Raw genomic sequence first — 21,841 nt, forward strand, 5'->3', positions numbered from 1 at the left:
GCTATTAAATCCCCCTCAAATGAGGGGGATTTTCTTTTTGGCGACCTGATAATTAGCAAGAATAATGACATTTTGTAAGGCGATACAAGCTTCTAAACTGCTTGATTGGCGCAAAAGTCTATCGTGATCTGTAGGAGAAATTTTCCCAGACGAGTTTGGTGCAAAATTCCCGCTTGTTATTACGTTGAACGACTAAAATCTATCGAAATAACGCTGAGGGGTAAATTTTTAGTCAACAAAACTGTAGGGGTAAATGTTGGGGTAAATCTCCCAAGAAGCAAAAAGGCCAATCTGCTGATTGGCCTAAGTCCTTGATTTTATTGGTCGGGACGGCAAGATTCGAACTTGCGACCCCGTGCACCCCATGCACGTACGCTACCAGGCTGCGCTACGCCCCGACGAGCCAAATATTATAGTGTATTAAAGCCATTTTTGCTATGGTTGGGTATTAAGCTTACAAGACTTTTCTGCGTTGAAAATATAAATTAATTTATTTTGCAAAATATGACTAAAATATTTTCATATTCTCTCAAAAACAGTGAGAATAGTGGTTCAAGGTCGCAGCGCAAATTCAATGCTATGTAGCGTTAAAAAGCGCTGCGGTACGTACAAAATAAAATACCTTTGGATACTATGACAATTAAAATCAGTCAAAATTTCGATGCAGGTTCTATTGAGGTCGTTAAAGCAGAGCAGGCCGATGCGATCGAATTGAATTTGCGCAAAGACTCTCTCGCAGATATTTGGCAATGGTTCTATTTCCGTTTGCAAGGTGCACGTGACCAGGAAACTGTCATGCGTGTTTTGAATGCGGGTAAGGCGACTTATGCTAAAGGCTGGGAAAACTATCGTGCAGTGGCGAGTTATGACCGCGAAACGTGGTTTAGGGTTGAGACCGAATTCGATGGCGAAGTGATGACCATCCGCCATACGCCTGAATCTGATAGTGTCTATTACGCTTACTTTGAACCATATAGCTGGGAACGTCATCTGGCGTTGCTGGGCAGTGTGGAGCATTCGCCATTGGCGCGTGTGGTTGATCTGGGTAATACCGTTGACGGTCGTGATCTGAATATGGTCGTCGTGGGTGACCCGGCTGCTGAAAAGAAAGTCTGGATCATCGCGCGTCAACATCCGGGTGAAACCATGGCTGAGTGGTTGGTCGAAGGTGTGTTGGATGCATTGCTTGACCCTGCAAATCCGATCGCTCGCAGCATTCTGGATAAAGCGGTGTTGTACATTGTGCCGAATATGAATCCAGATGGCGCTTATCGCGGTAATTTGCGAACCAATGCTGCCGGTGCTAATTTGAATCGGGAATGGATGACGCCGTCATTAGAAACCAGCCCTGAAGTGTTTCATGTAAAGAATAAAATTCATGAAACTGGTTGCGATTTGTTCCTCGATATTCATGGCGATGAAGCCTTGCCTTATGTATTTGTAGCAGGTAGCGAAATGCTGGCAGGGTTTACCGAAGAGCAAGCTCGCGATCAGCAGGTTTTTGTTGATAGTTTCTGTCTCGCCAGCCCAGATTTCCAGACTAAAGTTGGCTATGCAGCGTCCAAGTACAATGAAGACGTATTGAAACTGGCATCTAAGTACATTGGTCATACCTTTAAATGCGTGTCTTTGACACTAGAATTGCCATTTAAAGATAATGACAACCTGCCTGATGCAGAAGTGGGCTGGGATGGTGCGCGTAGTGTAAAGCTGGGCGAGGCTATGTTGCAACCAATTCTGGCTTCATTGAACGCTAAGTAATTGCAATTGCAATTGCGGTTTGACTGATTGAAGGTAAGAGGGTGTCAGAAATGACATCCTCTTTTTTTCGTCATTTTTTAAGCATGTAGTTTGATCGCATGTTTATGCGAAGTATCATGTGCGTCTGATATTGGCAAAAGAAGGAATAAAGATGGGTATAGAAATAGAGCGCAAATTTTTGGTAACGAATGATGCCTGGAAGGAGTTCGCTGTTAGCAGCTACCTCAAGCAGGGATATATTAGTTCTGAGCCAGGTCGTATCGTGCGCGTGCGTATCGAAGGGCAAGCTGCAATGCTGACAATCAAAGGTCTGAACTCTGGCATATCCTGTGGGGAATGGGAATACCCAATTCCTTTAAATGATGCGCAAATGTTGCTCGATACCGTGTGTCAGAAACCACTGATAGAAAAATACCGTTACCGGCTTCCTATGGATGGTTTGACGTGGGAAATTGATGAGTTCTTAGGAGCGAATGCAGGGCTGGTCGTAGCGGAAATTGAATTGCCTTCGGAGGGTTTCGAATTCCATCGTCCGGAATGGCTGGGTGAAGAAGTCAGCCATGACCGACGTTATGCAAACGCTAATTTGCTCAAACATCCGTACAAATCTTGGTAGGGAATGGTGAAAATTGGGTCTGAGCTTCAATAAAACACAGACCCAAAAAAAGGTTACACGGCTTTTACACCACGATTGGCTGCCTTGCGGTACAAAATTAAAGTCGCAGTCAAACCACACGCAGCAGCAAACGACATCCACATTCCTGGCGCTGCTTTGTCGTGCGTTACTTCAATCAACCACGTAGCAATCGCAGGTGTAAAACCGCCAAAAATCGCCGTCGCCAAACTATAGGCTAGAGAAAAGCCAGCGGTGCGAACTTCTACCGGCATCACCTCCGTCAGCGCCACGACCATCGCACCGTTGTAGCTCGCATATAAGAACGACAACCACAATTCTGCGATCAACATCTTTTGAAAACTCGGGTCGTTAGTCAGCCAGACCATGACAGGGTAGGCTGTCAGTATCGTTAAAATGGTGAAGGTCAGCAATAAAGGCTTACGACCAATTTTATCTGACAAATTCCCCATGACTGGTAACCAAAAAAAGTTGGAAATACCAATGCATAAAGTCACGATCAGACTGTCTGTTGTAGTTAATTTAAGGACGCTTTTACCAAATGTTGGTGTGTAGACGGTAATGAGATAAAACGACACCGTCGTCATCGACACCAACAACATCCCGCAAATTACCAGTCCCCAATTTTTAATCATAGACTGGAAGATTTCGCGCGCATCTGGTCTATGTTTGCGCTGCATAAACTCTTCAGTTTCCTGCAAAGAACGGCGAATGAAAAAGAGTACTGGAACGATCATGCAACCAATAAAAAACGGAATACGCCAGCCCCAAGCAGATATTTCGTCTGGTGAAAGGAATTTATTAAGTGCATATCCCAGGGCTGCGGCAACGATAATAGCCACTTGCTGGCTCGCGGATTGCCAACTGACGTAAAAACCTTTTCGCCCTGGCGTCGCCATCTCAGCCAGATAGACCGATACGCCACCCAACTCCACGCCAGCAGAAAAACCTTGCAATAAGCGTCCAACTAACACCAGAAAAGGTGCAAGATATCCGATGGTGGCGTAACTTGGAACACAGGCAATCAGAATCGTACCCAGTGCCATTAAGGCCAACGTGACAATCAAGCCTTGACGACGCCCAACTCTATCGACATAAGCACCCAGAAAAATTGCGCCCAATGGACGCATTAAAAAGCCAGCGCCAAAGGTCATGAAGGTCAGCATTAGTGATGCAAATTCATCACCGGCTGGGAAAAAAGCTTTAGAAATGTAGGTGGCGTAAAAACCGAACAGGAAAAAATCAAACATTTCCATGAAGTTGCCACTGGTGACGCGCAGTACAGTCCCAAGTTTAGAGCTGGGTTTGGTTGGAGAGTTTGTCATATTTAAATTTATAATAATAATGAAAACTACGCTGAAAAAATGAAGGCTGCGATCATTACTTGCGCAACATTGTTCATCAGGGCGATGTCAAAAAGAACGCTTTTAAAAATCGCTGTCTTGATCACTTCTGCTTGAAATACTTGTATAGCAGATTTTTTATTTTCTCTGCCGAGATTTATTGTCCCAAGTGAATGAGTTTAGCAGCTCTTAGCTCGATTCAACAATACGCAGGAAGTAACGAAAGTTTTTGTTTTAATTTCGTGCGCCCATGGGTAACTGAAACTTGTTGCTTTCAGCCACCCAAGTTTATCTGGCGAGTAGGGTAGTCGTTAATAACAACGAGCAATAGATTCTGCAACACATACTGGTTTATCTGAACCAGCTCGTTCTATGCTGACTTCCCAGGTCATTTGGGCTCCATCCTTGATGTCTTCAATCGAAAGCAATTTCAAATGGGCGCGCAATTGGCTGCCGACCGGAACCGGCGCGGGGAAGCGAACTTTGTTCAGACCATAATTGACACCCATCTTGACATAGCTGAGATGTATAGCATTTTGCATTAAAGCTGGAAGCAAGGACAAAGTCAGAAAACCATGTGCGATAGGTGCGCCAAAAGGTGACTCACGCTTTGCCCGCTCTACGTCTATATGTATCCATTGGTGGTCGCCCGTTGCTTCGGCAAACATATTGACCCGTTCTTGAGCAACCTCTACCCAATCGGAAGTGGCAACTTGTTGCCCAACCATGTCTTTGAGCTCTTGTAAGCTATGAATTTCACGCATCATCTCTCCTTAGTCTTGTGGACGACGACCAAACATACCCATGCCGTCAATCGTGCAAACGACTTGTCCGTGCTGATTGACTGCTTTCCAGACGGTATTAACGACGCCACGGTCAGGTTTGGAGGTGGATGCTTTGGCGCCGGTCGTTTCCGCTGTGACTGTAAGTGTGTCGCCGGGGCGTACCGGTGCTGTCCAACGGATGTTATCAATACCGGGGGATCCCATACTAGAGGAATCGCCAATAAAACCATCAACCACCATACGCATCATCATGCTGCAGGTATGCCAGCCGCTGGCAATGACGTCGCCGAAGATAGATTCTTTGGCCGCGACTTTGTCGATGTGAAAGGTTTGCGGATCAAATTGCTGTGCGAAGGCGATAATTTCTTCTTCTGTCACGGTACGCTGGCCTAGCTGTATCGATTCGCCTGGGATAAAGTCTTCGAAGTACCATTTAAATCTTTTATTTGTCATCATCAATTTCCTTTCGGTTCGTCCTTCTGATTGAAGCTACATAGCTACCTTAAGACCCCAAATTTATGACCAAAAAAATCCCGGTATTAGCCGGGATAATTCAAAAAGCTTAGTTGTTATGCGCTGACTTTAAAACCAGGTTGTGTGACAAAACGAGCCAGATGATGATCCGTATCACCCAGCGACAATTCTATTGTCGTCAAACGTTTGAACATATGTGCCACCGGTAACTCATTCGTGACACCCATCCCACCATGCAATTGCACCGCTTGCTGGCCGATATAACGTGCTGCTTGCCCGATCCGTGCTTTAGCAGCTGACAGAGTACGGCGACGTTCTTCGACATTGGCTGATGACACCTTCACCGCAGCTAAGGTTGCCATCGATCGGGCTTGTTCCATTTCCATAAACATTTCAGCCATGCGATGCTGCAAGACCTGGAACTTGCCGATAGGTACGCCAAACTGTTGCCGGGTTTTTAGATAGTCCAGCGTGGCTGCGGTGATTGCTTCCATGATGCCTATGGCCTCGGAACACAATAAAGAAACGCCATAATCCGCAGTTTCATCGATGAGTTCCCAGCCATCGTTTTCTTTACCTAGCATATTGATCGGTGCAACTTGGACCTGATCAAAACGGATATCCGCGGCACGATAGCCATCAATGGTGCGGTAATCCGTTCTATGAATGCCGATGCTGTTAGCGTCAACCAGGAACACATGGATGCCGGATTTGTCGCGCTGGTTTTCATTTGAACGTGCCGATACGATCAGCATATCGGCTTGTGCACCATGCAAAACGACGATCTTGGTCCCATTGAGTACAAAGCCATCATTATTGGGAGTGGCAGTTGTTGCGATATCAAACAAGTCGTAACGGGATTGCTTCTCGGCGAGCGCAACGGCGAGTTTTTTCTCGCCAGTGGCAATTTGTTCGAGCACATCAAAATGTGCTTTCGCTTTTTTTAAAAACTCCGCCCCCAACACCGTCGCAAAATATGGCTCGACCACCAATCCTCGCCCCAGCTCTTGCATGACCACCATCATATCAACGGCGGAGCCATTAAAACCGCCTAATTCTTCAGGGATTGGTAGTGCAGTTGCACCGAGTTCAGTTAATTCAGACCATGCCTTTGAGGATGTACCTTCGGCAGAGCCAATAATGTGCTTGCGCTGCTCAAAGCCGTAATCTTTTTCTGCCCAGCGACGGATTGCTTCAGCAAATTGTTGTTGTTCTTGCGTTAAATTGAAGTCCATTGCGTTTTCCTCACAGTCCCAAAATCATTTGTGTAATGATGTTTTTCTGAATCTCGTTCGAGCCACCGTAGATGGAAGTCTTGCGGTAGTTGAAGTAATACGAGGCGAGGGCAGCAGCGTCGTCGTCACTGACGAGACTATGTTCAGTTTCACCTTCGAGAAATTGTGGATCAAACGGAAGACCGTAAGGACCGACGGTTTCCAGCATCAATTCAGTCAGTCTTTGTTGAATCTCTGTGCCTTTGATTTTAAGTAAAGACGCTTCAGGACCAGGGCGGCCGCTATCTTGTGAGATCACGCGTAAGACGGTGATTTCCAATGCCATCAATTCGATTTCCAGGCTGGCGACTTTATGGGCAAAAACAGGATCATCGATCAAGGGTTTCCCGTTCTTTTGATGCTCGCCAGCGATGCGTTTTAAGAACAATAATTCGCGCTTGGCGCGTCCCACTGCGGCGATGTTGGTGCGTTCATGGCCTAACAGGTACTTGGCATAAGTCCAACCTTTGTTTTCTTCGCCGATCAGATTTTGTACAGGTACCTTGACGTTGTCGAAGAATACTTCATTCACTTCGTGGTCTTCATCGAGCATGATAATAGGGCGCACGGTAATGCCTGGCGTTTTCATGTCGATCAGTAAAAATGAAATGCCTTCCTGCTTCCGTGCCGCTGGATCGGTGCGCACCAGGCAGAAAATCATATCAGCGTGCTGTGCTAGCGTCGTCCAGGTTTTTTGACCATTGACGATATAAAAATCACCTTCGCGTTCGGCACGGGTTTTGAGTGAGGCAAGATCGGAGCCGGAGCCAGGTTCAGAATAGCCCTGACACCACCAGTCGTCACAATTCAAGATGCGTGGCAGGTAGTAATCTTTTTGTGCCTGATTGCCGAAGGCCATAATCACAGGGGCTACCATGTTCACGCCAAATGGCAGGATCGCAGGTGTGCCAGCGCGGGCGCATTCTTCTTCAAAAATATGTCTTTGCGTTGGCGTCCAACCCGTACCGCCGTATTCCACCGGCCAGCCTGTACCAACCCAGCCTTGTTTGGCAAGAATTTTATGCCAGCGAACAAAGTCTTCTCTGTTCATGCGCTTGTGGTTGCGAACCTTGTGCTGCAAATCAGCCGGAAGGTGCGCTTCTAAGTAGCTGCGGACCTCATCACGAAAAGCCAGGTCTTCGGTGGTGTAGTTCAAATCCATGTTGTCTCCTGAGATAAATGCCCATTGATTGGCAACCTGAGAGATTCATGCAAGGTCATGCATGATGCCTTGCTATATTTTTGTATCTCTAAGGGAGTAAAACTAAAAAAGCACGACCGTTCAAATCAATTGTACAACGGATTTAAATTTTAGGCAGAGTATTCATCTCAGTTATGTGGCAATTTGAAAAAATGCCCGGATTTGGCTTCTGGGAAGAGCCAAATCCGGGCATCTCAAGCCGTTCTTCACGCTTCGATAAATCAGTGAAAATGCGCTGTACCCGGGGTAGGGGTATCCTCTGGCATTTCAGGATGGACCAATTCTGCTTCTCTGTCGGCAAATAAAGGCGTTCCACAATCGTCGCAGAATTCCATCGCAAAAATTTCTTCCAGTTGGATGATGTCGGTGATCCCGCATTCGACCAAAATATCCGGGATATCACCACTCAGGCTTCCATTTTCATCCGTGCCCATTGCAGCGTCCTGGTCCTCAGCCTGATACAAGGGCCAGACCACGCCATATATCACCTCTGGCGCCTGACGCAGGCAGAAACTAATCCTGAACTCGTCGATTTGCCCTGGCGTTTCTTGTACACCGCAAGCGGCAATGACAACACTCAACTCAGTTGGCTCTTTACCTAAGGTTTGCGTTAAGTAAAATGCTGCCGAACGTATCGATGCAGGCCGGATTTTGATATCCGCCTCACGACAAGCTGTGTAATACGCCTCTGGTAACAGCAGTTCTACACCACAACCTGGTAACAGATTCTTCACCAAAGGCTCTACCTGTTGCTGCCATTCTTCTAAAGCGGCGCTTTTGGCTTTGACGCAATCATACGGCGCATCTAAGGTTTGCCACTGAAACATAGGCGTGTTCACAGGTACAGTAACAACACCTAGCAAATAACGAATATCTGCAAGAAACGGTACGGTTTGCGCACGTTCTGCCTCTACTGGATAGGTGCTGTTTTTGAGTAACGCCATCGCGTGACGCTCCATCAAGGCATAGGTTTCACTATGATTGCGTGGCAATTGATCGATGGAGTACAGGTTCGGTAATAAGCGCAATTTGGCTTGATCGACCAACAAATGCTGATAAAGATGCTTTGAAAGTGATGCGAGTACATCGGCTGGTATTGCGCCGGAGGCGATTTCAAAACGTGTCCACGCGAGAATGGGTGCGGCAATAAATAGGGCACAATATTTCTGCCCATGAACCTCAAAAATAGCGCTGGTACTGATGGTTTCCAGTGTTTCAACCAACACCTCGTAAGCATTTGCCTGAGCAGAGAATAAATTTTCTGCGGCGGCATCTAAAATCTCCTGATGATGTTGCTTCAGGTTTTTAGCTACATATAAATCCAACTTTTCTTGCCAGGCAAGGTCTTCAAGACGGCTGGCGGACTGGGCGACGGCCAGCGAGAGATTGACCAGTCGTTGACTTTCTGCTGCCAGTTTCAGTCTATTTCGTTTTATAGGACGGCGCATAATTGTATTTGTCAGAGATTGATCAAATGTTGAGCAGAAAATTGCATCCAGCAAATAGTGTTGAAATAGTGAGAAGCTTGTCGTAAAACACCAACCAGGGCGAGCTATCTCACTATTCATTTATCCATTCGACTAGCTAATTTGTCTGATTCACTTATTTTTTGGCATATTGCGTTTTACCAAACAATACCTCTTTCGCTTTATCATCAGTCAATGGTTTGCGTAGGTCGGCCAACACGGTCACCCCACGTTGCACAGCGGATCGCGCGCTGATTTCATCAAACCAGCGTTTCGCATGGGGAAAATCAGCCCAATCGATACCCTGATTGGCAAACGAGCGTGTCCATGGGAAGGTGGCGATATCTGCGATCGTGTATTCGTCACCGGCCAGATAAGGTGTATAAGACAATTGTTTGTCGATGACGCCGTATAAACGTTTGGCTTCATTGGTGTAACGATCAATTGCGTAATCTATTTTGTCTGGTGCATAAATGCGGAAATGATGCGCCTGACCCAACATAGGACCAACGCCGCCCATTTGAAACATCAGCCACTGCAAAGTAGTGTATTTTTCACGATCTGTTTTGCCGAGGAATAAACCCGTTTTACCTGCTAGATACACAAGGATGGCGCCAGACTCAAACAAAGAGATCGGTTTGCCATCCGGTCCATCAGAATCTACGATAGCGGGGATCTTGTTATTCGGAGAAATCGCCAGAAATTCAGCAGAAAATTGGTCGCCAGCACCAATATCAATCGGAATTGCCCGATAATCCAAACCACATTCTTCGAGCATAATGTGTACTTTATGACCGTTTGGGGTAGGCCAGGAATAGACATCTATCATCGCGATCCTCTTCAAAAGGTGAATAAAAATGCAGGATCCCATTATGCAGAGATTTCGGAGATTTTGCAGGTTTTAGTCAATACAAAAAATTATTTCTGGATTTTTATCAATTACTCGACCGGACTCAACGCTTATTTCATTTCCGGGAACTCTTAAAAGACGTATGCAAACCTCTCTATTTCGCTCTTTGTTATCCTTGCATCTCGCCGTCATGTTATTCGGCGCGGCTGGAGTCATTGGCAAATATATTGCCGTGGGAGCCTTAAGTCTGGTTTTTGGTCGCACTTTATTTGCAGCGGTGTCCCTGGCGCCTTTAGTCAATTGGCGCTGTGTCAAAGCAACTAAAAATCTTGCCAGTACGTTAGGAAATGGCGCCTTATTGGCCGTGCATTGGCTTAGCTTCTTTGCCTCGTTACAATATGCAGCGGTTGCCTTTGGTTTGATGGGATTTGCGACGTATCCCATTTTTGTGGCCTTGCTAGAACCGTGGATCTTCAAATTGCCTCGCCATCGCAGAGACGCTTGGATGGCCGTGATGGTGGTTGTTGGGCTGCTAGTGATGCTCAGTGACGCGCATTGGAAAGACGGCTCGGTGAAGGCGGTAGGGATGGGCATAATATCTGGCCTGTCCTTTGCGTTACTTACCTTGAATACGCGTGATCAAGGCAAAAGCCGAGCTTCGACGCAAGTCGCGTTGATACAAAATAGCGTCGCGTGTCTCTTGTTGCTGCCATTGGTGCTATATCAAGGTGAACTGTATTCGATCAACATCAAAACCTGGTTCCTGCTGGCACTATTAGGGAGTGTCTTTACCGCTTTGTCACATAGTCTGTTCGCTTATAGTTTACAGCGGCTACCTGCAACTCTTGCCAGCCTGACTGCTTCTTTAGAGCCAGTCTATGGAATGGGGTTGGCTTATATTTTCTTGGATGAAGTTGTTCCATTCCGGGCAATATGCGGCGCGGCGATTGTGCTCTCGACTACGTCAATCGCAACCTATCTCCATGCGACTCACACTAAGGAATAGTCGCTCTGAACTTTGTCTTATTTGTGTTTGTGCTTGAAATACAACATGAGTTCCATCTAGATAAATTAATCTAGACAAGTTGATCTAGATAAAATAGTCTATATCCATCTTTTGATTTTTCGATGGGGATGAGATGAAAAAAAATGCCGCACCAAAACCAACGACTGCTGAATTGAACATGTTACGTCTGCTATGGAAGTTGGGCCCATCAACAGCAAAAGAAGCTCACCAGGCAGCATTAAAAGATAGACCGGAATTAACCTCAGCAACTGTCTTGAGGTTGCTGCAGGTGATGCATGCAAAGGGGTTGCTATTAAGGGATGAAAGCCAACGATCACACGTCTACAGCGCAGCTCAAGCACAAAAATCCTTACAAACAAATCTCTTGAAGGATTTAATTCATAAAGCTTTTTCGGGGTCAGCAAAAGACCTGGTTATGGCAGCACTGCAGGGACATGTGAGTAAGGAAGAACGCGCTGAAATTCAACGTCTGCTGAATGAGGAAAAAACATGATTATGTACTCCATTCCAATTATTGACATTATTGGCCGCACACTGATTTGTTCTCTGTGGCAAATTGCTGTCATTGGTCTTTTTTGTGTGGCTTTGCAAGCTTTTTTGCAAAAACCAACTGCACGTTACCTCGTTCATTGTATTGGATTGTGCTCCAGTTTAATTATTCCTTTCGTTTGCGGCATTATTCAAGCAAATAGGTCAGTGGTTCAATCCGGCAATATGAATGCCATCGAGGGCGGCATGTTGTCGGCAGGCACCAACAATGCCGGAGATATCTTCGCCTTCTTTCAGAAACTGTTACATGAACATCTATCGACTATCGTGATGGTGTGGACTATCGGTATTTGCTTGTTAGCGATCAGGCGATGTGCTGGGTTATTATGGATTGACTCTATCCGGTCGCCATCCATGAGCTATGTTGATATGCCGTGGCAACGTCGCCTGGATGACTTGTTGCGACACGTAAAGATCAGCTATGCGATCGAGATGCGTGTCTGCCCGAGCATATCTTCACCCATCACCATAGGTATTTTCAGACCGCTGATTTTGCTTCCGACTAGTTTGGTGTCGGGAATGCCCGTTGAGCTCGTTGAAGCCTTATTGATGCATGAATTAGCTCACGTCAAACGCTGCGATTATGCAGTCAATTTATGTCAAAGCGTAATTGAAATGCTACTGTTTTATCACCCCGTCGTCTGGATGATGTCACGTCAAATTCGCATCGCACGTGAAGAAATCGCGGATGACCTAGCTTCAAAAAGCCTTGAAGAACCACGCCGTCTGGCCCTCGCACTTGCTGAGTTAGATCAAATTCAATTTTCACACAACCATTTTGCCCAAGCAGCTCATGGAGGAAATCTGATGTCTCGCATTCAACGCCTCGTACGTCCGGAATTAAAAAAGCATGAGTGGAAGTCTGCTCTGGCGATGTTATTGCTGGCGTTGACTTTCCTTGGTTTAAATAGCGGCGTCTCAGCGATGTCTGATTCTGATTCCGCTAAACAGTTGGCGGGTGTGTCAGCCTCCGGGAATAAATGGACGCAGAGTAAAGTTGATTTTCTGAAATGTACCCCTGAATATCCACAAAGTTCATTGCAAAATCAAGAAGCTGGCACGGTCATGTTATCCGTTCTGATCGGTGCCGATGGATCCGCGAAGAAAGGAAAAATAGATCGCTCAAGTGGATATCCTGCACTCGATAATGCGGTTATCGATAAACTTTTAAGTTGCGGAAAAATGGCAACACCAGCAACTAAAAATGGTAAGGCGATTGCAAGTTGGACCAAGGTCCAATATGTCTGGAAATTAGAATAGACGTCGAAGCGGAGGGGGGACGAATGGAAGTTTCCCCAATTTTCTAATAAAAAATACCTGATAATGATTAAATTAATCCATATTTTATTTTTATTGGCGGTGCCCCACTTTGTGAACGCCAGTTCTTTACCGACGTACCCATTCATTCATGCTAATGGTGTTTCTACGTTGTCAATTGCACCGGACATAGCGGAATTAGATTTCGATATCCGCAGTCTTGCGGCAACACCACAAGAGTCGAAACAGCAATTGGAGGAGGCCTCGCAAGAGATCGTCGCGTTTTTGGCATCTAATCATATCGACAGATCAGCCATCGACGCCTATGACACGAAAAAAATAGTTAGTGAAGATGAGACGTCAGCCAATGAAAAAACACCAGTACGATACAGGTTGCTGCGTAGCTTTCATTTTTTTGTTAAGGATTTAAATCAATGGGTGACCATTACTGATTTTTTGTTGAATAAATCTTATATCGGCAATTTATCGGCCACCTTTGGCAGATCTGACCTCGATAATATTCATCGTCAATTGGTGCTGGGGGCAATCAACAATGCCAAAGATAATGCCAAAACAATGGCGAATGGGCTTACAGTCAAACTGGGGTCAGCAACCGCTATTTCGGAAAGCCCGCTTGCCAAGCTAGGAAGTGTCATAGGTTTGGCATCATCGGCGATGACTTATGTGAGCAATACTGACCAGGAAAATACGGAGCGGGGCGAGCGTACAGATTTGGCTATCCCTGGCGCATTGCGTTACCAAAAGACCGTCGATGTGATATTCAAGATCAAGTAAAAATAAAAAACGGTGATTTCTTCATCACCGTTTTTTATATCTCAGCATTTCAAAGCAAAGGTCAACTCAAGAACGGGTAATCGGAAGACCCAGATCTTCATTAAGGCTGATATGTTTTGCCAGCTCCAGTTTAGCAATGGCGTTGCGATGTACCTCGTCCGGTCCATCGGCGAGGCGTAAGGTGCGATTGCCTGCCCATTGTGCAGCGAGAGGAAAATCACCGGAGACACCACCAGCACCGTGTGCCTGAATGGCCCAGTCCAGTACTTGTTGCGTGACGTTAGGTGCCAGCACCTTGATCATCGCGATTTCGGCTTGCGCATGCTTGTTACCGACCGTGTCCATCATATACGCCGCTTTAAGCGTCAATAGGCGAGCGGTATCGATTTGTATGCGGGACTCGGCAATACGTTCGCGCCAGATGCTTTGTTCAGAGATTTTTTTACCGAAAGCAGTGCGGCTATTGAGGCGTTTGCACATTAGCTCTAAAGCGCGTTCAGCGACGCCAATCGCGCGCATACAATGGTGGATGCGACCAGGCCCTAAACGGCCTTGCGCAATTTCAAAGCCGCGACCTTCGCCTAGCAGTATATTGCTCGCTGGCACGCGCACATTCTCAAACAAAATTTCACAGTGACCGTGTGGGGCATCGTCATAGCCAAAAACTGGCAGAGGACGTTTGACCGTGATGCCGGGTGTTTTGGCATCGACCAAAATCATTGACTGTTGCGAATGGCGTGCGGCGTTGAAGTCTGTTTTTCCCATCAAAATATAAACGGCGCAACGCGGATCACCAGCGCCTGAAATCCACCATTTATGACCGTTGATCACGTAATGCGCACCATCACGATCGATTCTGGTTTCGATGTTGGTGGCATCGGACGAGGCGACGCCAGGTTCTGTCATCGCAAAAGCGGAGCGAATTTCACCGCGCAACAAGGGTTCTAACCATTGCTTTTTGTGCTCTTCGGTACCGTAACGTTCAATCGTTTCCATATTGCCGGTATCTGGTGCCGAACAGTTAAAGACTTCGGGTGCCCAACTGACACGTCCCATAATTTCGCATAAAGGAGCGTAATCCAGATTAGATAAACCTTCCGGGGCACGTGCCGATTTAGGCAAAAACAAATTCCATAAGCCTTGTTCGCGCGCTTTGGGTTTGAGGTCTTCGATGATTTGTGTGGCTAACCAACGATTGCCCTTGTCAGTACCATTGTGGTCGATTTCTTCTTTGTATGCTTTTTCGTTTGGATAAATGTGTTCATCCATAAAGCGTAATAACTTTGCTTGCAAGGTCTGGCAGCGTTCTGAGTAGTCGAATTCCATGTTGTCTCCGGTGTGTTTTTATTGCGGTGAAAATCGATTTAATGCTGTGTAAGTTTCTTTAACGCAGGGTTTTGTTTACATAACTCCAACCTAATTCGGCCATCGGTCTTGCCGCTTCGCCGGATTTCTTCGCTTGTGCGCTCGACGCTGTACCATCGACGTAGCGCTTCATAATGCCTTGCAAAATACCGGCCATACGGAACAGGTTATAGGCAAGGTAAAAATCAAAATCTTCTGGACGTATGGCTTTGCCAGTGCGCTCACAATACTTGGCGATGTATTCTGCTTCACTTGGAATGCCTAGCGCCTTGTGATCCAGACCTTTGATGCCGCGGAACTGTCCCGGCGTGACGTGCCAGCTCATACAGTGATAAGAAAAATCTGCCAATGGATGGCCCAATGTCGATAATTCCCAATCTAAAATCGCCAGAATCCGTGGCTCGGTTTTGTGGAACATCATGTTATCAAGGCGATAGTCACCATGCACGATGCTGGTATCGTCTCCAGCTGGGATATGATGCGGCAACCAGGCGATCAAGTTGTCCATTGCTTCAATTTTTTCTGTCTCCGAAGCACGGTACTGCTTTGTCCAACGATCAATTTGGCGCGCAAAGTAATTACCTGGTTTGCCGTAATCTGAGAGGCCTATGGCCGCGTAGTCTATTGTATGCAATTGCGCGATAACGCGGTTCATTTCATCGTAGATTTCGGCGCGTTGCGTCGACGTCATCTCGGGCAGCGACTGATCCCACAATACGCGGCCGTCGACAAATTCCATGATGTAGAAAGCGCGTCCAATCACATCTTCATCGCTACAGAGTGCATATTGTTTGGCGGCGGGGAAACCTGATTTACTCAAAGCGTCCATGACTTTAAATTCACGCTCGATCGCGTGTGCTGAGGGCAGTAATTTAGCAACCGGACCAGGTTTGGCACGCATGACGTAATGTTGGTCGCCTGCACTGAGTTTGAACGTCGGGTTAGATTGTCCGCCTTTAAACTGTGTGACCACCAATTTGCCAGCCATTGCTGCATCAAAACCAGCGACGTGTTGACGCATATAGTCAGCGAGTGCGCCGATATCAAATTTCTGGCGATCGGCAACTGGCATGGTGCCCATGAATTCTTCAAACATCGATGTCTCCTCGCTTTTGCGGATTTTGAGTAGTGTTATGTTGAGTAATCTTAACGTGGCCTTGACCTGCCGAATCAAGAAGGCTTCAAAAGTATTTTAACTCAATAAATCGAACGTCCGTACTATTTTATTTTTTCGTGCTTTTTCTGCTTAACATTACTCATCATTCCTGACGATGCGTAAAAAAACGGCATCAGAGCTAAGTCAAGATGCCGTTTTTTAAACATTGATTTATAGAGTCTACTGCAAAATATTTAAGATGCCGTCTAATCCGACAAAATTCAGCGCCACGTTCGCCTGTGCTCTGACCACAGGTTTGGCGCGAAACGCCACAGACATACCGGCAACGCTCATCATTTTTAAATCATTTGCCCCGTCGCCCATGACAATGGCTTGCTGAGGTGTGATTTGCAATTCCTGGCAAATACGTTGTACCGTTCTTTGTTTTTCGTCGGCATCGACGATCGTTCCTATGACTTTACCAGTCAGTTTACCATTATCAATTTCTAAGACATTCGAATGACTGTAATCGAGATTGAGCATGTCTTTCATCCGATCAGTAAAGAACGTAAATCCGCCAGAAACCAATAAAGTCTTTAACCCCGCCTCCTGAATTGCCTTGAGCATCGGTGCTGCGCCGAGCGACAATTGCAGGCGTTCGTCAAAAACACGTTGCAAGGCGGAGGCATCCAAGCCTTTTAACAAAGCGACGCGGCGGATCAGGCTCTCCTGAAACTCAAGTTCACCACGCATGGCGGCTTCTGTAATCTCAGCAACTTGCGGCTTCAAGCCATGCATATCAGCGATCTCATCTATGCATTCGATGGTGATCAGCGTCGAATCCATGTCCATTGCGACCAGTTTAAAGTCGCTTAAGGAACGTGGCGTCTCAATTGCCGTAACATCCCATGCATTAGAAAAGCACTGTTGCTGAATTTCGTTGAAAGTTTGCGGCGCAGTGCCGACTCCTTCCAATCGTACAGCATGACTGTTAATGGATGTAATAGCGGCTGCTTGTGTCAGTGCGACGATGGTTTGCAGTTGCGGATGCTGGAGATTAATCTCTTGCAAAGACTGAATAATGAGGCTGGTAGTTGTCATGGGTAAAGGCAAGCGAATTATTGTAAGGCTTTTAAAGTACTCTTAATTTGGGCCACGCGGCTCGCAAGATCTGGCATGTTTGCAGTGATGCGCAATTTGTCCTGACCATTGAGTTTGATGTGCTTATTTTTTTGGATCAACTCAATAATCCGCATGGCATCGATAGGTGGTTGCGGTTCAAATTGCAGATTTGCTGCTTCGCTATGCACATCAATTTTGATGATGCCCAAAGGTTTAGCTGCCACGCGTAAGCGATGTGTCTCAAGCAAAGACTGTACTTGTTCAGGTAACTTGCCAAAACGGTCTATCATTTCTTCTTGCATATCATCAATGGCACTGGCTTTGCTGCAATTCGCCAGACGCTTGTAGATAGAAAGACGTTCATGCACGTCGCCGCAAAAGTCATTCGGCAACAGGGCAGGGATATGCAAATTAATTTCCGTCGTTGTCGACAAAGGTGCTGCCAGATCAGGTTCTTTACCGTTTTTCAATGCACGTACAGCCTCGCTGAGCATGTCGGAATACATCTGAAATCCGATTTCGTGCATTTCGCCAGACTGGTTATCACCCAGAACCTCACCAGCACCGCGGATTTCAAGGTCATGCATTGCCAGATAAAAGCCGCTACCCAGCTCTTCCATCTGTTGAATCGCTTCCAGACGACGATTCGCTTGTTTCGTCAAGCCTTGCACGTCATGTACCAACAGATAAGCATACGCCTGATGATGAGAGCGACCCACACGACCACGCAATTGGTGCAACTGTGCCAGGCCAAATTTATCCGCTCTATGCATGATAATCGTATTGGCAGTCGGGACGTCAATACCGGTTTCGATGATCGTCGTGCACAACAGAATATTATGGCGCTGGGCGACGAAGTCACGCATGACTTTTTCCAGATCACGTTCGTGCATCTGACCATGCGCCACCACCACACGTGCCTCTGGGAGCAGGGCTTCCAGCATGGCTTTGCGGTTTTCAATGGTTTCTACTTCGTTGTGTAAGAAATAGACTTGACCACCGCGCTTGAGTTCGCGCAAACAAGCCTCGCGAATCACTGAATTATCTTCGCTGCGCACAAACGTCTTGATCGCCAGACGTTTTTGTGGGGCGGTCGCGATAATGGAAAAATCGCGCAGGCCTTCCAGCGCCATGCCCAAAGTACGTGGAATCGGCGTTGCAGTGAGGGTCAGGACATCAACTTCCGCACGAAGTGACTTGAGTGCCTCTTTTTGACGCACTCCAAAACGATGTTCTTCGTCGATAATAACGAGACCTAATCGGGAGAATTTCACATCGTCAGATAAAAGCTTATGCGTGCCGATAACGATATCCACTGTGCCATCGCCCATGCCTTTGATGGCCTGATTGATCTCTTTGCCGGAGCGGAAGCGGGATAATTCAGCGATTTTGACTGGCCAATTGGCAAAGCGATCGGCAAAAGTTTGCGCGTGTTGCTCCGCCAGCAGCGTCGTCGGAGCAAGGATGGCGACTTGTTTGCCGCCCATGACCGCCACAAACGCGGCACGTAATGCGACTTCAGTCTTACCAAAGCCAACGTCACCGCAGATCAAACGATCCATAGGCTTGCCAGATGTCATATCGCCAATGACGGCAGTAATCGCAGCCGCCTGATCGGGAGTTTCGTCAAAGCCAAAACTTTCCGCAAAGGCTTCATAGTCTTTGCTGGAATATTCAAAGGCATGCCCTTGGCGCAAGGCGCGTCGCGCATACAAATTCAGCAACTCAGCCGCGGTGTCGCGGATTTGTTGAGCAGCTTTTTTCTTGGCTTTTTCCCACTGACCTGAACCCAGGCTATGCAAAGGTGCATCGTCCGGAGACGCGCCGGAATAGCGTGAGATAACATGCAATTGCGCCACCGGCACATAGAGCTTGGTTTCTTTTGCATATTCCAGATGCAAAAATTCGGTATCGCCTTCGCCCAAATCCATGCTGATCAAGCCCATATAGCGGCCGATACCATGATTACTATGCACGACAGGGTCACCAATTTTGAGTTCCGACAAGTCGCGTACCATGTGTTCGACTTGTGTGACTGCTTCTTGTTTCTTCCGACCTATACGTTTGCCGCTGCCTGCATATAATTCCGCTTCCGTCACAAACGCGATACCATCAGCCAGAATAAAACCAGCGTGCAGCGGTGCGACACCCAGCATCAATTTGGCATTCGCAGTTACAAAATCGGTGTAGCCATCGCATAAATTCAGCGAAATTGCATATTCATTGAAGTATTGTTGCAGCGTTTCACGACGACCTAAAGTTTCAGCACAGATCATCACCCGCTTATCGGTTTGCAACAAAAACGAGCGCAAATTGGTCAGTGGGTCATCGGCTCTGCGGTTAACCGCGATATCCGGCAGAAAGCTGGAGACTTCGGACGCGCTAGCGGCTTTATCTGCATTCGCAATCACCCAACGTGCCTGAGTTTTTAAAGCGCCGAAAAAGTCTTCATCGCGCAAAAATACGGTTTCAGGCGCTAAAACCGGACGTTCTCTGTCAGATTTTAAGAACTGGTAACGTGAGCGCGTATCCGTCCAGAAGCGTTGTATCGCTTCATCAATATTGCCGACTAACGCGAAATGCGCAGCTGGCGGTAGGTAATCAAACAGAGTCGCAGATTGTTCAAAAAACAGTGGCAAGTAATACTCAATACCAGCCGAAGCAATCCCATTACCTATGTCTTTGTAAATAGAAGAACGGGACGGATCGCCTTCAAAGGTCTCGCGCCAACGGCTACGAAAAGCTGCACGCGCTGGCTCGTCCATAGGAAATTCGCGCCCCGGCAACAAACGAACCTCTGGCACCGGATACAAAGAGCGCTGCGTATCGGCATCAAACGTACGTATGGTTTCTATCGTGTCGCCGAATAAATCAAGACGATACGGTAATGCCGACCCCATCGGGAACAAATCGATCAGACCGCCACGCACCGAATATTCACCTGGTGACATGACTTGATTGACATGGCTGTAGCCCGCCAAAGTCAGTTGCGATTTGAGCTTGGCTTCATCCAGTGTATCGCCTTTTTTGAAGAAAAAGGTATAGGCGGCCAGAAATGACGGCGGTGCCATGCGGAGCAAGGCAGTGGTTGCTGGCGCCAGCAGCACATCACAATTACCGTTTTGAATCTCATGCAAACTCGCCAGACGTTCTGAGACCAGATCCTGATGCGGAGAAAAAGCATCGTAAGGCAATGTTTCCCAATCCGGCAGCAAATGGCAGCGTAACTCTGGGTTAAACCAGGGAATTTCGTCACGTAATCTTTGGGCATCGCCGGGATTGGCGACAAACACCGTTAACATACGTTTTTCAGATTTCAGTGCCGTCGCCGCTTGCGCTAGTGCAAACGCATCGGCAGAGCCGTGCAGAGAAGGAAGTGCCAGTCTATGGCCGGGTTTTGCTAAAGATTTGTTGAAATCGAATGACATTGCGGCTGAAAATTGAAGATACCGTAAAAGCAGCTTAAGGAACCGCGTACAGAATGAAATACGCGGTTAAAATGAAGCCTTATTATAAACGAATGGGCAGTTTGGCATCAGGCAGCCTAATAAAGATGCATGAAAGATGTATGCAAGAAGAAATTAAACAACAATTGGAACCCCAAAAGAACGCGCAAAAGGGTGCGCCAAAATACGTCGCTTTAATCCCCGCTGCCGGTGTCGGTAGCCGTATGGGTAAGAATACACCCAAGCAATATTTAACGATTGCAGGACAGTCGATTTTGCAGCATACCGTCAACGCCTTCTTGAATTTTGATGGGGTTTCACATACCTATGTGGTGGTGAGTCCTGAGGATGCTTATGTGGATGATTTTTTACAGCCGTCGCCGCGCTTAAGCGTATTGCGTTGCGGGGGAGATACCCGACGCGATTCCGTGCGTAATGGTCTGGCCGCCATCGCAAAGGAAGCCCAAGGCGATGATTGGGTCATGGTGCACGACGCCGCCAGACCTGGCCTGAATGCCGGATTATTGAGCAAATTATTAAGCGAAGTTGGAACGAGCACGGTTGGTGGATTGCTCGCCTTGCCAGTTGTTGACACGGTTAAGCGCGTCGTTGACGGTAAAGTGCAAACGATATCCCGTGATGGAATGTGGCTGGCACAGACGCCGCAGATGTTTCGCTTCCAACTCTTGTGCGACGCCTTGGACGCGGCTGATCAGGTGACCGATGAGGCCAGTGCGGTTGAAGCGGCCGGGAATATTCCATTGCTCATTGAAGGACACGTCTGCAATTTAAAAGTGACCTTACCAGCCGATTTGGAACAGGTCAGCCAGTATTTGAAGTAATTTAAAATTACATAATAAAAGTATATAAAAGAAAGAAAATTTGATGAAAAATAATGTTCCTCCTTTCAGAATCGGGCAAGGTTACGACTGTCACGCTTTGGTGCCAGGCCGAAAATTGATTATTGGCGGTGTTGACATTCCGCATAAAACGGGCTTGCTAGGGCATTCGGACGCTGATGTCTTATTGCATGCGATCACAGATGCGATTTTTGGATCGGCTGGTTTGGGGGATATCGGACGCCACTTTCCAGATACGGACGCTAAATTTTCAGGAGCTGATTCACGTGTGTTATTACGTGAATCAGTGAAGCGCCTCAATGATGCAGGCTACGCAATCGGGAATTTGGATGCAACCATCATTGCGCAAGCGCCAAAGATGGCGCCGCATATTCCAAGCATGGTGCAACATGTGGCTGCCGATTTGCAAGTCGATGTATCGCAAGTCAACATCAAGGCAAAAACCAACGAAAAACTTGGTTACCTGGGCAGGGAAGAGGGTATTGCTGCCGAAGCAGTGGTGCTGGTGTATAAGCTAGACAATCAATAAGCAAAGA

19 protein-coding genes and 1 tRNA gene are annotated in these 21,841 nt (G+C 47.0%); 8 read left to right on the forward strand and 12 right to left on the reverse strand.

The window, feature by feature from the left end; all coding sequences use genetic code 11:
• Positions 1–321: 321 nt before the first annotated feature.
• Positions 322–398: transfer RNA gene (locus tag ACO0KY_RS06175), tRNA-Pro, on the reverse strand.
• A 235-nt stretch (positions 399–633) separates the two neighbouring features.
• Here ACO0KY_RS06175 and ACO0KY_RS06180 point away from each other — a divergent pair.
• Together ACO0KY_RS06180 and ACO0KY_RS06185 are read left to right on the forward strand one after the other, a co-directional pair.
• Complete coding sequence (locus tag ACO0KY_RS06180) at positions 634–1,761, forward strand: M14 family metallopeptidase (RefSeq protein WP_423044879.1); 1,128 nt, start codon at positions 634–636, stop codon at positions 1,759–1,761.
• Positions 1,762–1,912: 151 nt separating this feature from the next.
• Positions 1,913–2,377, forward strand: coding sequence for a CYTH domain-containing protein (locus ACO0KY_RS06185; protein WP_423044880.1), 465 nt, complete (start codon positions 1,913–1,915; stop codon positions 2,375–2,377).
• 53 nt (positions 2,378–2,430) lie between these two features.
• On the opposite strand, the gene ACO0KY_RS06190 is transcribed toward ACO0KY_RS06185, so the two are convergent.
• The 7 genes from ACO0KY_RS06190 to ACO0KY_RS06220 all read right to left on the reverse strand — a co-directional run bounded on the left by ACO0KY_RS06190 (position 2,431) and on the right by ACO0KY_RS06220 (position 9,767).
• Positions 2,431–3,720: an MFS transporter gene (locus tag ACO0KY_RS06190; RefSeq protein WP_423044881.1), complete on the reverse strand. Its 1,290-nt coding sequence runs from the start codon at positions 3,718–3,720 to the stop codon at positions 2,431–2,433.
• Between the two features lie 329 nt (positions 3,721–4,049).
• Positions 4,050–4,502: a MaoC family dehydratase gene (locus ACO0KY_RS06195; RefSeq protein ID WP_422988489.1), complete on the reverse strand. Its 453-nt coding sequence runs from the start codon at positions 4,500–4,502 to the stop codon at positions 4,050–4,052.
• Positions 4,503–4,511: 9 nt separating this feature from the next.
• Positions 4,512–4,976, reverse strand: a complete 465-nt coding sequence (locus tag ACO0KY_RS06200; protein ID WP_422988491.1) for a MaoC family dehydratase — start codon at positions 4,974–4,976, stop codon at positions 4,512–4,514.
• Positions 4,977–5,092: 116 nt separating this feature from the next.
• On the reverse strand, positions 5,093–6,232 hold the full coding sequence (locus ACO0KY_RS06205) for an acyl-CoA dehydrogenase family protein (protein WP_423044882.1): 1,140 nt from the start codon (positions 6,230–6,232) through the stop codon (positions 5,093–5,095).
• Positions 6,233–6,242: 10 nt separating this feature from the next.
• Positions 6,243–7,433, reverse strand: a complete 1,191-nt coding sequence (locus ACO0KY_RS06210) for an acyl-CoA dehydrogenase family protein (RefSeq protein ID WP_423044883.1) — start codon at positions 7,431–7,433, stop codon at positions 6,243–6,245.
• A 260-nt stretch (positions 7,434–7,693) separates the two neighbouring features.
• Complete coding sequence (locus ACO0KY_RS06215) at positions 7,694–8,920, reverse strand: DUF2863 family protein (protein ID WP_423044884.1); 1,227 nt, start codon at positions 8,918–8,920, stop codon at positions 7,694–7,696.
• A gap of 154 nt (positions 8,921–9,074) precedes the next feature.
• Positions 9,075–9,767, reverse strand: a complete 693-nt coding sequence (locus ACO0KY_RS06220; RefSeq protein ID WP_423044885.1) for a glutathione binding-like protein — start codon at positions 9,765–9,767, stop codon at positions 9,075–9,077.
• Between the two features lie 163 nt (positions 9,768–9,930).
• Between ACO0KY_RS06220 and ACO0KY_RS06225 the strand changes: the two genes are divergently transcribed.
• From ACO0KY_RS06225 to ACO0KY_RS06240, 4 genes are all read left to right on the forward strand, one after another.
• A complete protein-coding gene (locus ACO0KY_RS06225) occupies positions 9,931–10,794 on the forward strand; it encodes a DMT family transporter (RefSeq protein ID WP_423044886.1) in 864 nt (287 codons plus the stop codon).
• 133 nt (positions 10,795–10,927) lie between these two features.
• Entirely contained in the window at positions 10,928–11,308 is a 381-nt protein-coding gene (locus ACO0KY_RS06230; protein WP_423044887.1) for a BlaI/MecI/CopY family transcriptional regulator, read from the forward strand.
• Positions 11,305–12,624, forward strand: coding sequence for a TonB family protein (locus ACO0KY_RS06235; RefSeq protein ID WP_423044888.1), 1,320 nt, complete (start codon positions 11,305–11,307; stop codon positions 12,622–12,624). Before ACO0KY_RS06230 ends, ACO0KY_RS06235 begins: the two co-directional genes overlap by 4 nt.
• Before the next feature lie 63 nt (positions 12,625–12,687).
• Positions 12,688–13,416: an SIMPL domain-containing protein gene (locus ACO0KY_RS06240; RefSeq protein WP_423044889.1), complete on the forward strand. Its 729-nt coding sequence runs from the start codon at positions 12,688–12,690 to the stop codon at positions 13,414–13,416.
• A gap of 66 nt (positions 13,417–13,482) precedes the next feature.
• Here ACO0KY_RS06240 and ACO0KY_RS06245 read toward each other — a convergent pair whose 3' ends face one another.
• The 4 genes from ACO0KY_RS06245 to mfd all read right to left on the reverse strand — a co-directional run bounded on the left by ACO0KY_RS06245 (position 13,483) and on the right by mfd (position 20,427).
• The gene (locus tag ACO0KY_RS06245) at positions 13,483–14,742 is read right to left on the reverse strand and encodes an acyl-CoA dehydrogenase family protein (RefSeq protein WP_423044890.1); all 1,260 of its coding nucleotides are present in this window, start codon (positions 14,740–14,742) and stop codon (positions 13,483–13,485) included.
• A 58-nt stretch (positions 14,743–14,800) separates the two neighbouring features.
• Positions 14,801–15,877 (reverse strand): phosphotransferase family protein, encoded by a 1,077-nt coding sequence (locus tag ACO0KY_RS06250; RefSeq protein ID WP_423044891.1) that lies wholly within the window; start codon positions 15,875–15,877, stop codon positions 14,801–14,803.
• A 240-nt stretch (positions 15,878–16,117) separates the two neighbouring features.
• Complete coding sequence (gene serB, locus ACO0KY_RS06255; RefSeq protein ID WP_423044892.1) at positions 16,118–16,978, reverse strand: phosphoserine phosphatase SerB; 861 nt, start codon at positions 16,976–16,978, stop codon at positions 16,118–16,120.
• A gap of 17 nt (positions 16,979–16,995) precedes the next feature.
• Positions 16,996–20,427: a transcription-repair coupling factor gene (mfd, locus tag ACO0KY_RS06260; protein ID WP_423044893.1), complete on the reverse strand. Its 3,432-nt coding sequence runs from the start codon at positions 20,425–20,427 to the stop codon at positions 16,996–16,998.
• A gap of 140 nt (positions 20,428–20,567) precedes the next feature.
• Here mfd and ispD point away from each other — a divergent pair, with 140 nt between their 5' ends.
• Entirely contained in the window at positions 20,568–21,287 is a 720-nt protein-coding gene (ispD, locus tag ACO0KY_RS06265) for a 2-C-methyl-D-erythritol 4-phosphate cytidylyltransferase (RefSeq protein ID WP_423044894.1), read from the forward strand.
• A 43-nt stretch (positions 21,288–21,330) separates the two neighbouring features.
• The gene (gene ispF / locus ACO0KY_RS06270; protein WP_423044895.1) at positions 21,331–21,834 is read left to right on the forward strand and encodes a 2-C-methyl-D-erythritol 2,4-cyclodiphosphate synthase; all 504 of its coding nucleotides are present in this window, start codon (positions 21,331–21,333) and stop codon (positions 21,832–21,834) included.
• The last annotated feature ends 7 nt before the right edge of the window (positions 21,835–21,841 follow it).

It is taken from the genome of Undibacterium sp. Dicai25W, assembly GCF_049340505.1.
In the GTDB taxonomy this organism is placed as follows: Bacteria; Pseudomonadota; Gammaproteobacteria; order Burkholderiales; family Burkholderiaceae_D; genus Undibacterium; species Undibacterium jejuense.

Bases quoted from the DNA above. Each gene is read 5' to 3' on its own strand.
- ACO0KY_RS06215 (WP_423044884.1), bottom strand. From the start codon at position 8,920: ATGCGCCGTCCTATAAAACGAAATAGACTGAAACTGGCAGCAGAAAGT.
- serB (WP_423044892.1), bottom strand. From the start codon at position 16,978: ATGACAACTACCAGCCTCATTATTCAGTCTTTGCAAGAGATTAATCTC.
- ACO0KY_RS06225 (WP_423044886.1), top strand. From the start codon at position 9,931: ATGCAAACCTCTCTATTTCGCTCTTTGTTATCCTTGCATCTCGCCGTC.
- ACO0KY_RS06205 (WP_423044882.1), bottom strand. From the start codon at position 6,232: ATGGACTTCAATTTAACGCAAGAACAACAACAATTTGCTGAAGCAATC.
- ispD (WP_423044894.1), top strand. From the start codon at position 20,568: ATGCAAGAAGAAATTAAACAACAATTGGAACCCCAAAAGAACGCGCAA.
- ispF (WP_423044895.1), top strand. From the start codon at position 21,331: ATGAAAAATAATGTTCCTCCTTTCAGAATCGGGCAAGGTTACGACTGT.
- ACO0KY_RS06190 (WP_423044881.1), bottom strand. From the start codon at position 3,720: ATGACAAACTCTCCAACCAAACCCAGCTCTAAACTTGGGACTGTACTG.
- ACO0KY_RS06195 (WP_422988489.1), bottom strand. From the start codon at position 4,502: ATGCGTGAAATTCATAGCTTACAAGAGCTCAAAGACATGGTTGGGCAA.
- ACO0KY_RS06185 (WP_423044880.1), top strand. From the start codon at position 1,913: ATGGGTATAGAAATAGAGCGCAAATTTTTGGTAACGAATGATGCCTGG.
- ACO0KY_RS06200 (WP_422988491.1), bottom strand. From the start codon at position 4,976: ATGACAAATAAAAGATTTAAATGGTACTTCGAAGACTTTATCCCAGGC.
- ACO0KY_RS06245 (WP_423044890.1), bottom strand. From the start codon at position 14,742: ATGGAATTCGACTACTCAGAACGCTGCCAGACCTTGCAAGCAAAGTTA.
- ACO0KY_RS06230 (WP_423044887.1), top strand. From the start codon at position 10,928: ATGAAAAAAAATGCCGCACCAAAACCAACGACTGCTGAATTGAACATG.
- ACO0KY_RS06235 (WP_423044888.1), top strand. From the start codon at position 11,305: ATGATTATGTACTCCATTCCAATTATTGACATTATTGGCCGCACACTG.
- ACO0KY_RS06180 (WP_423044879.1), top strand. From the start codon at position 634: ATGACAATTAAAATCAGTCAAAATTTCGATGCAGGTTCTATTGAGGTC.
- ACO0KY_RS06220 (WP_423044885.1), bottom strand. From the start codon at position 9,767: ATGATAGATGTCTATTCCTGGCCTACCCCAAACGGTCATAAAGTACAC.
- ACO0KY_RS06250 (WP_423044891.1), bottom strand. From the start codon at position 15,877: ATGTTTGAAGAATTCATGGGCACCATGCCAGTTGCCGATCGCCAGAAA.
- ACO0KY_RS06210 (WP_423044883.1), bottom strand. From the start codon at position 7,433: ATGGATTTGAACTACACCACCGAAGACCTGGCTTTTCGTGATGAGGTC.
- mfd (WP_423044893.1), bottom strand. From the start codon at position 20,427: ATGTCATTCGATTTCAACAAATCTTTAGCAAAACCCGGCCATAGACTG.
- ACO0KY_RS06240 (WP_423044889.1), top strand. From the start codon at position 12,688: ATGATTAAATTAATCCATATTTTATTTTTATTGGCGGTGCCCCACTTT.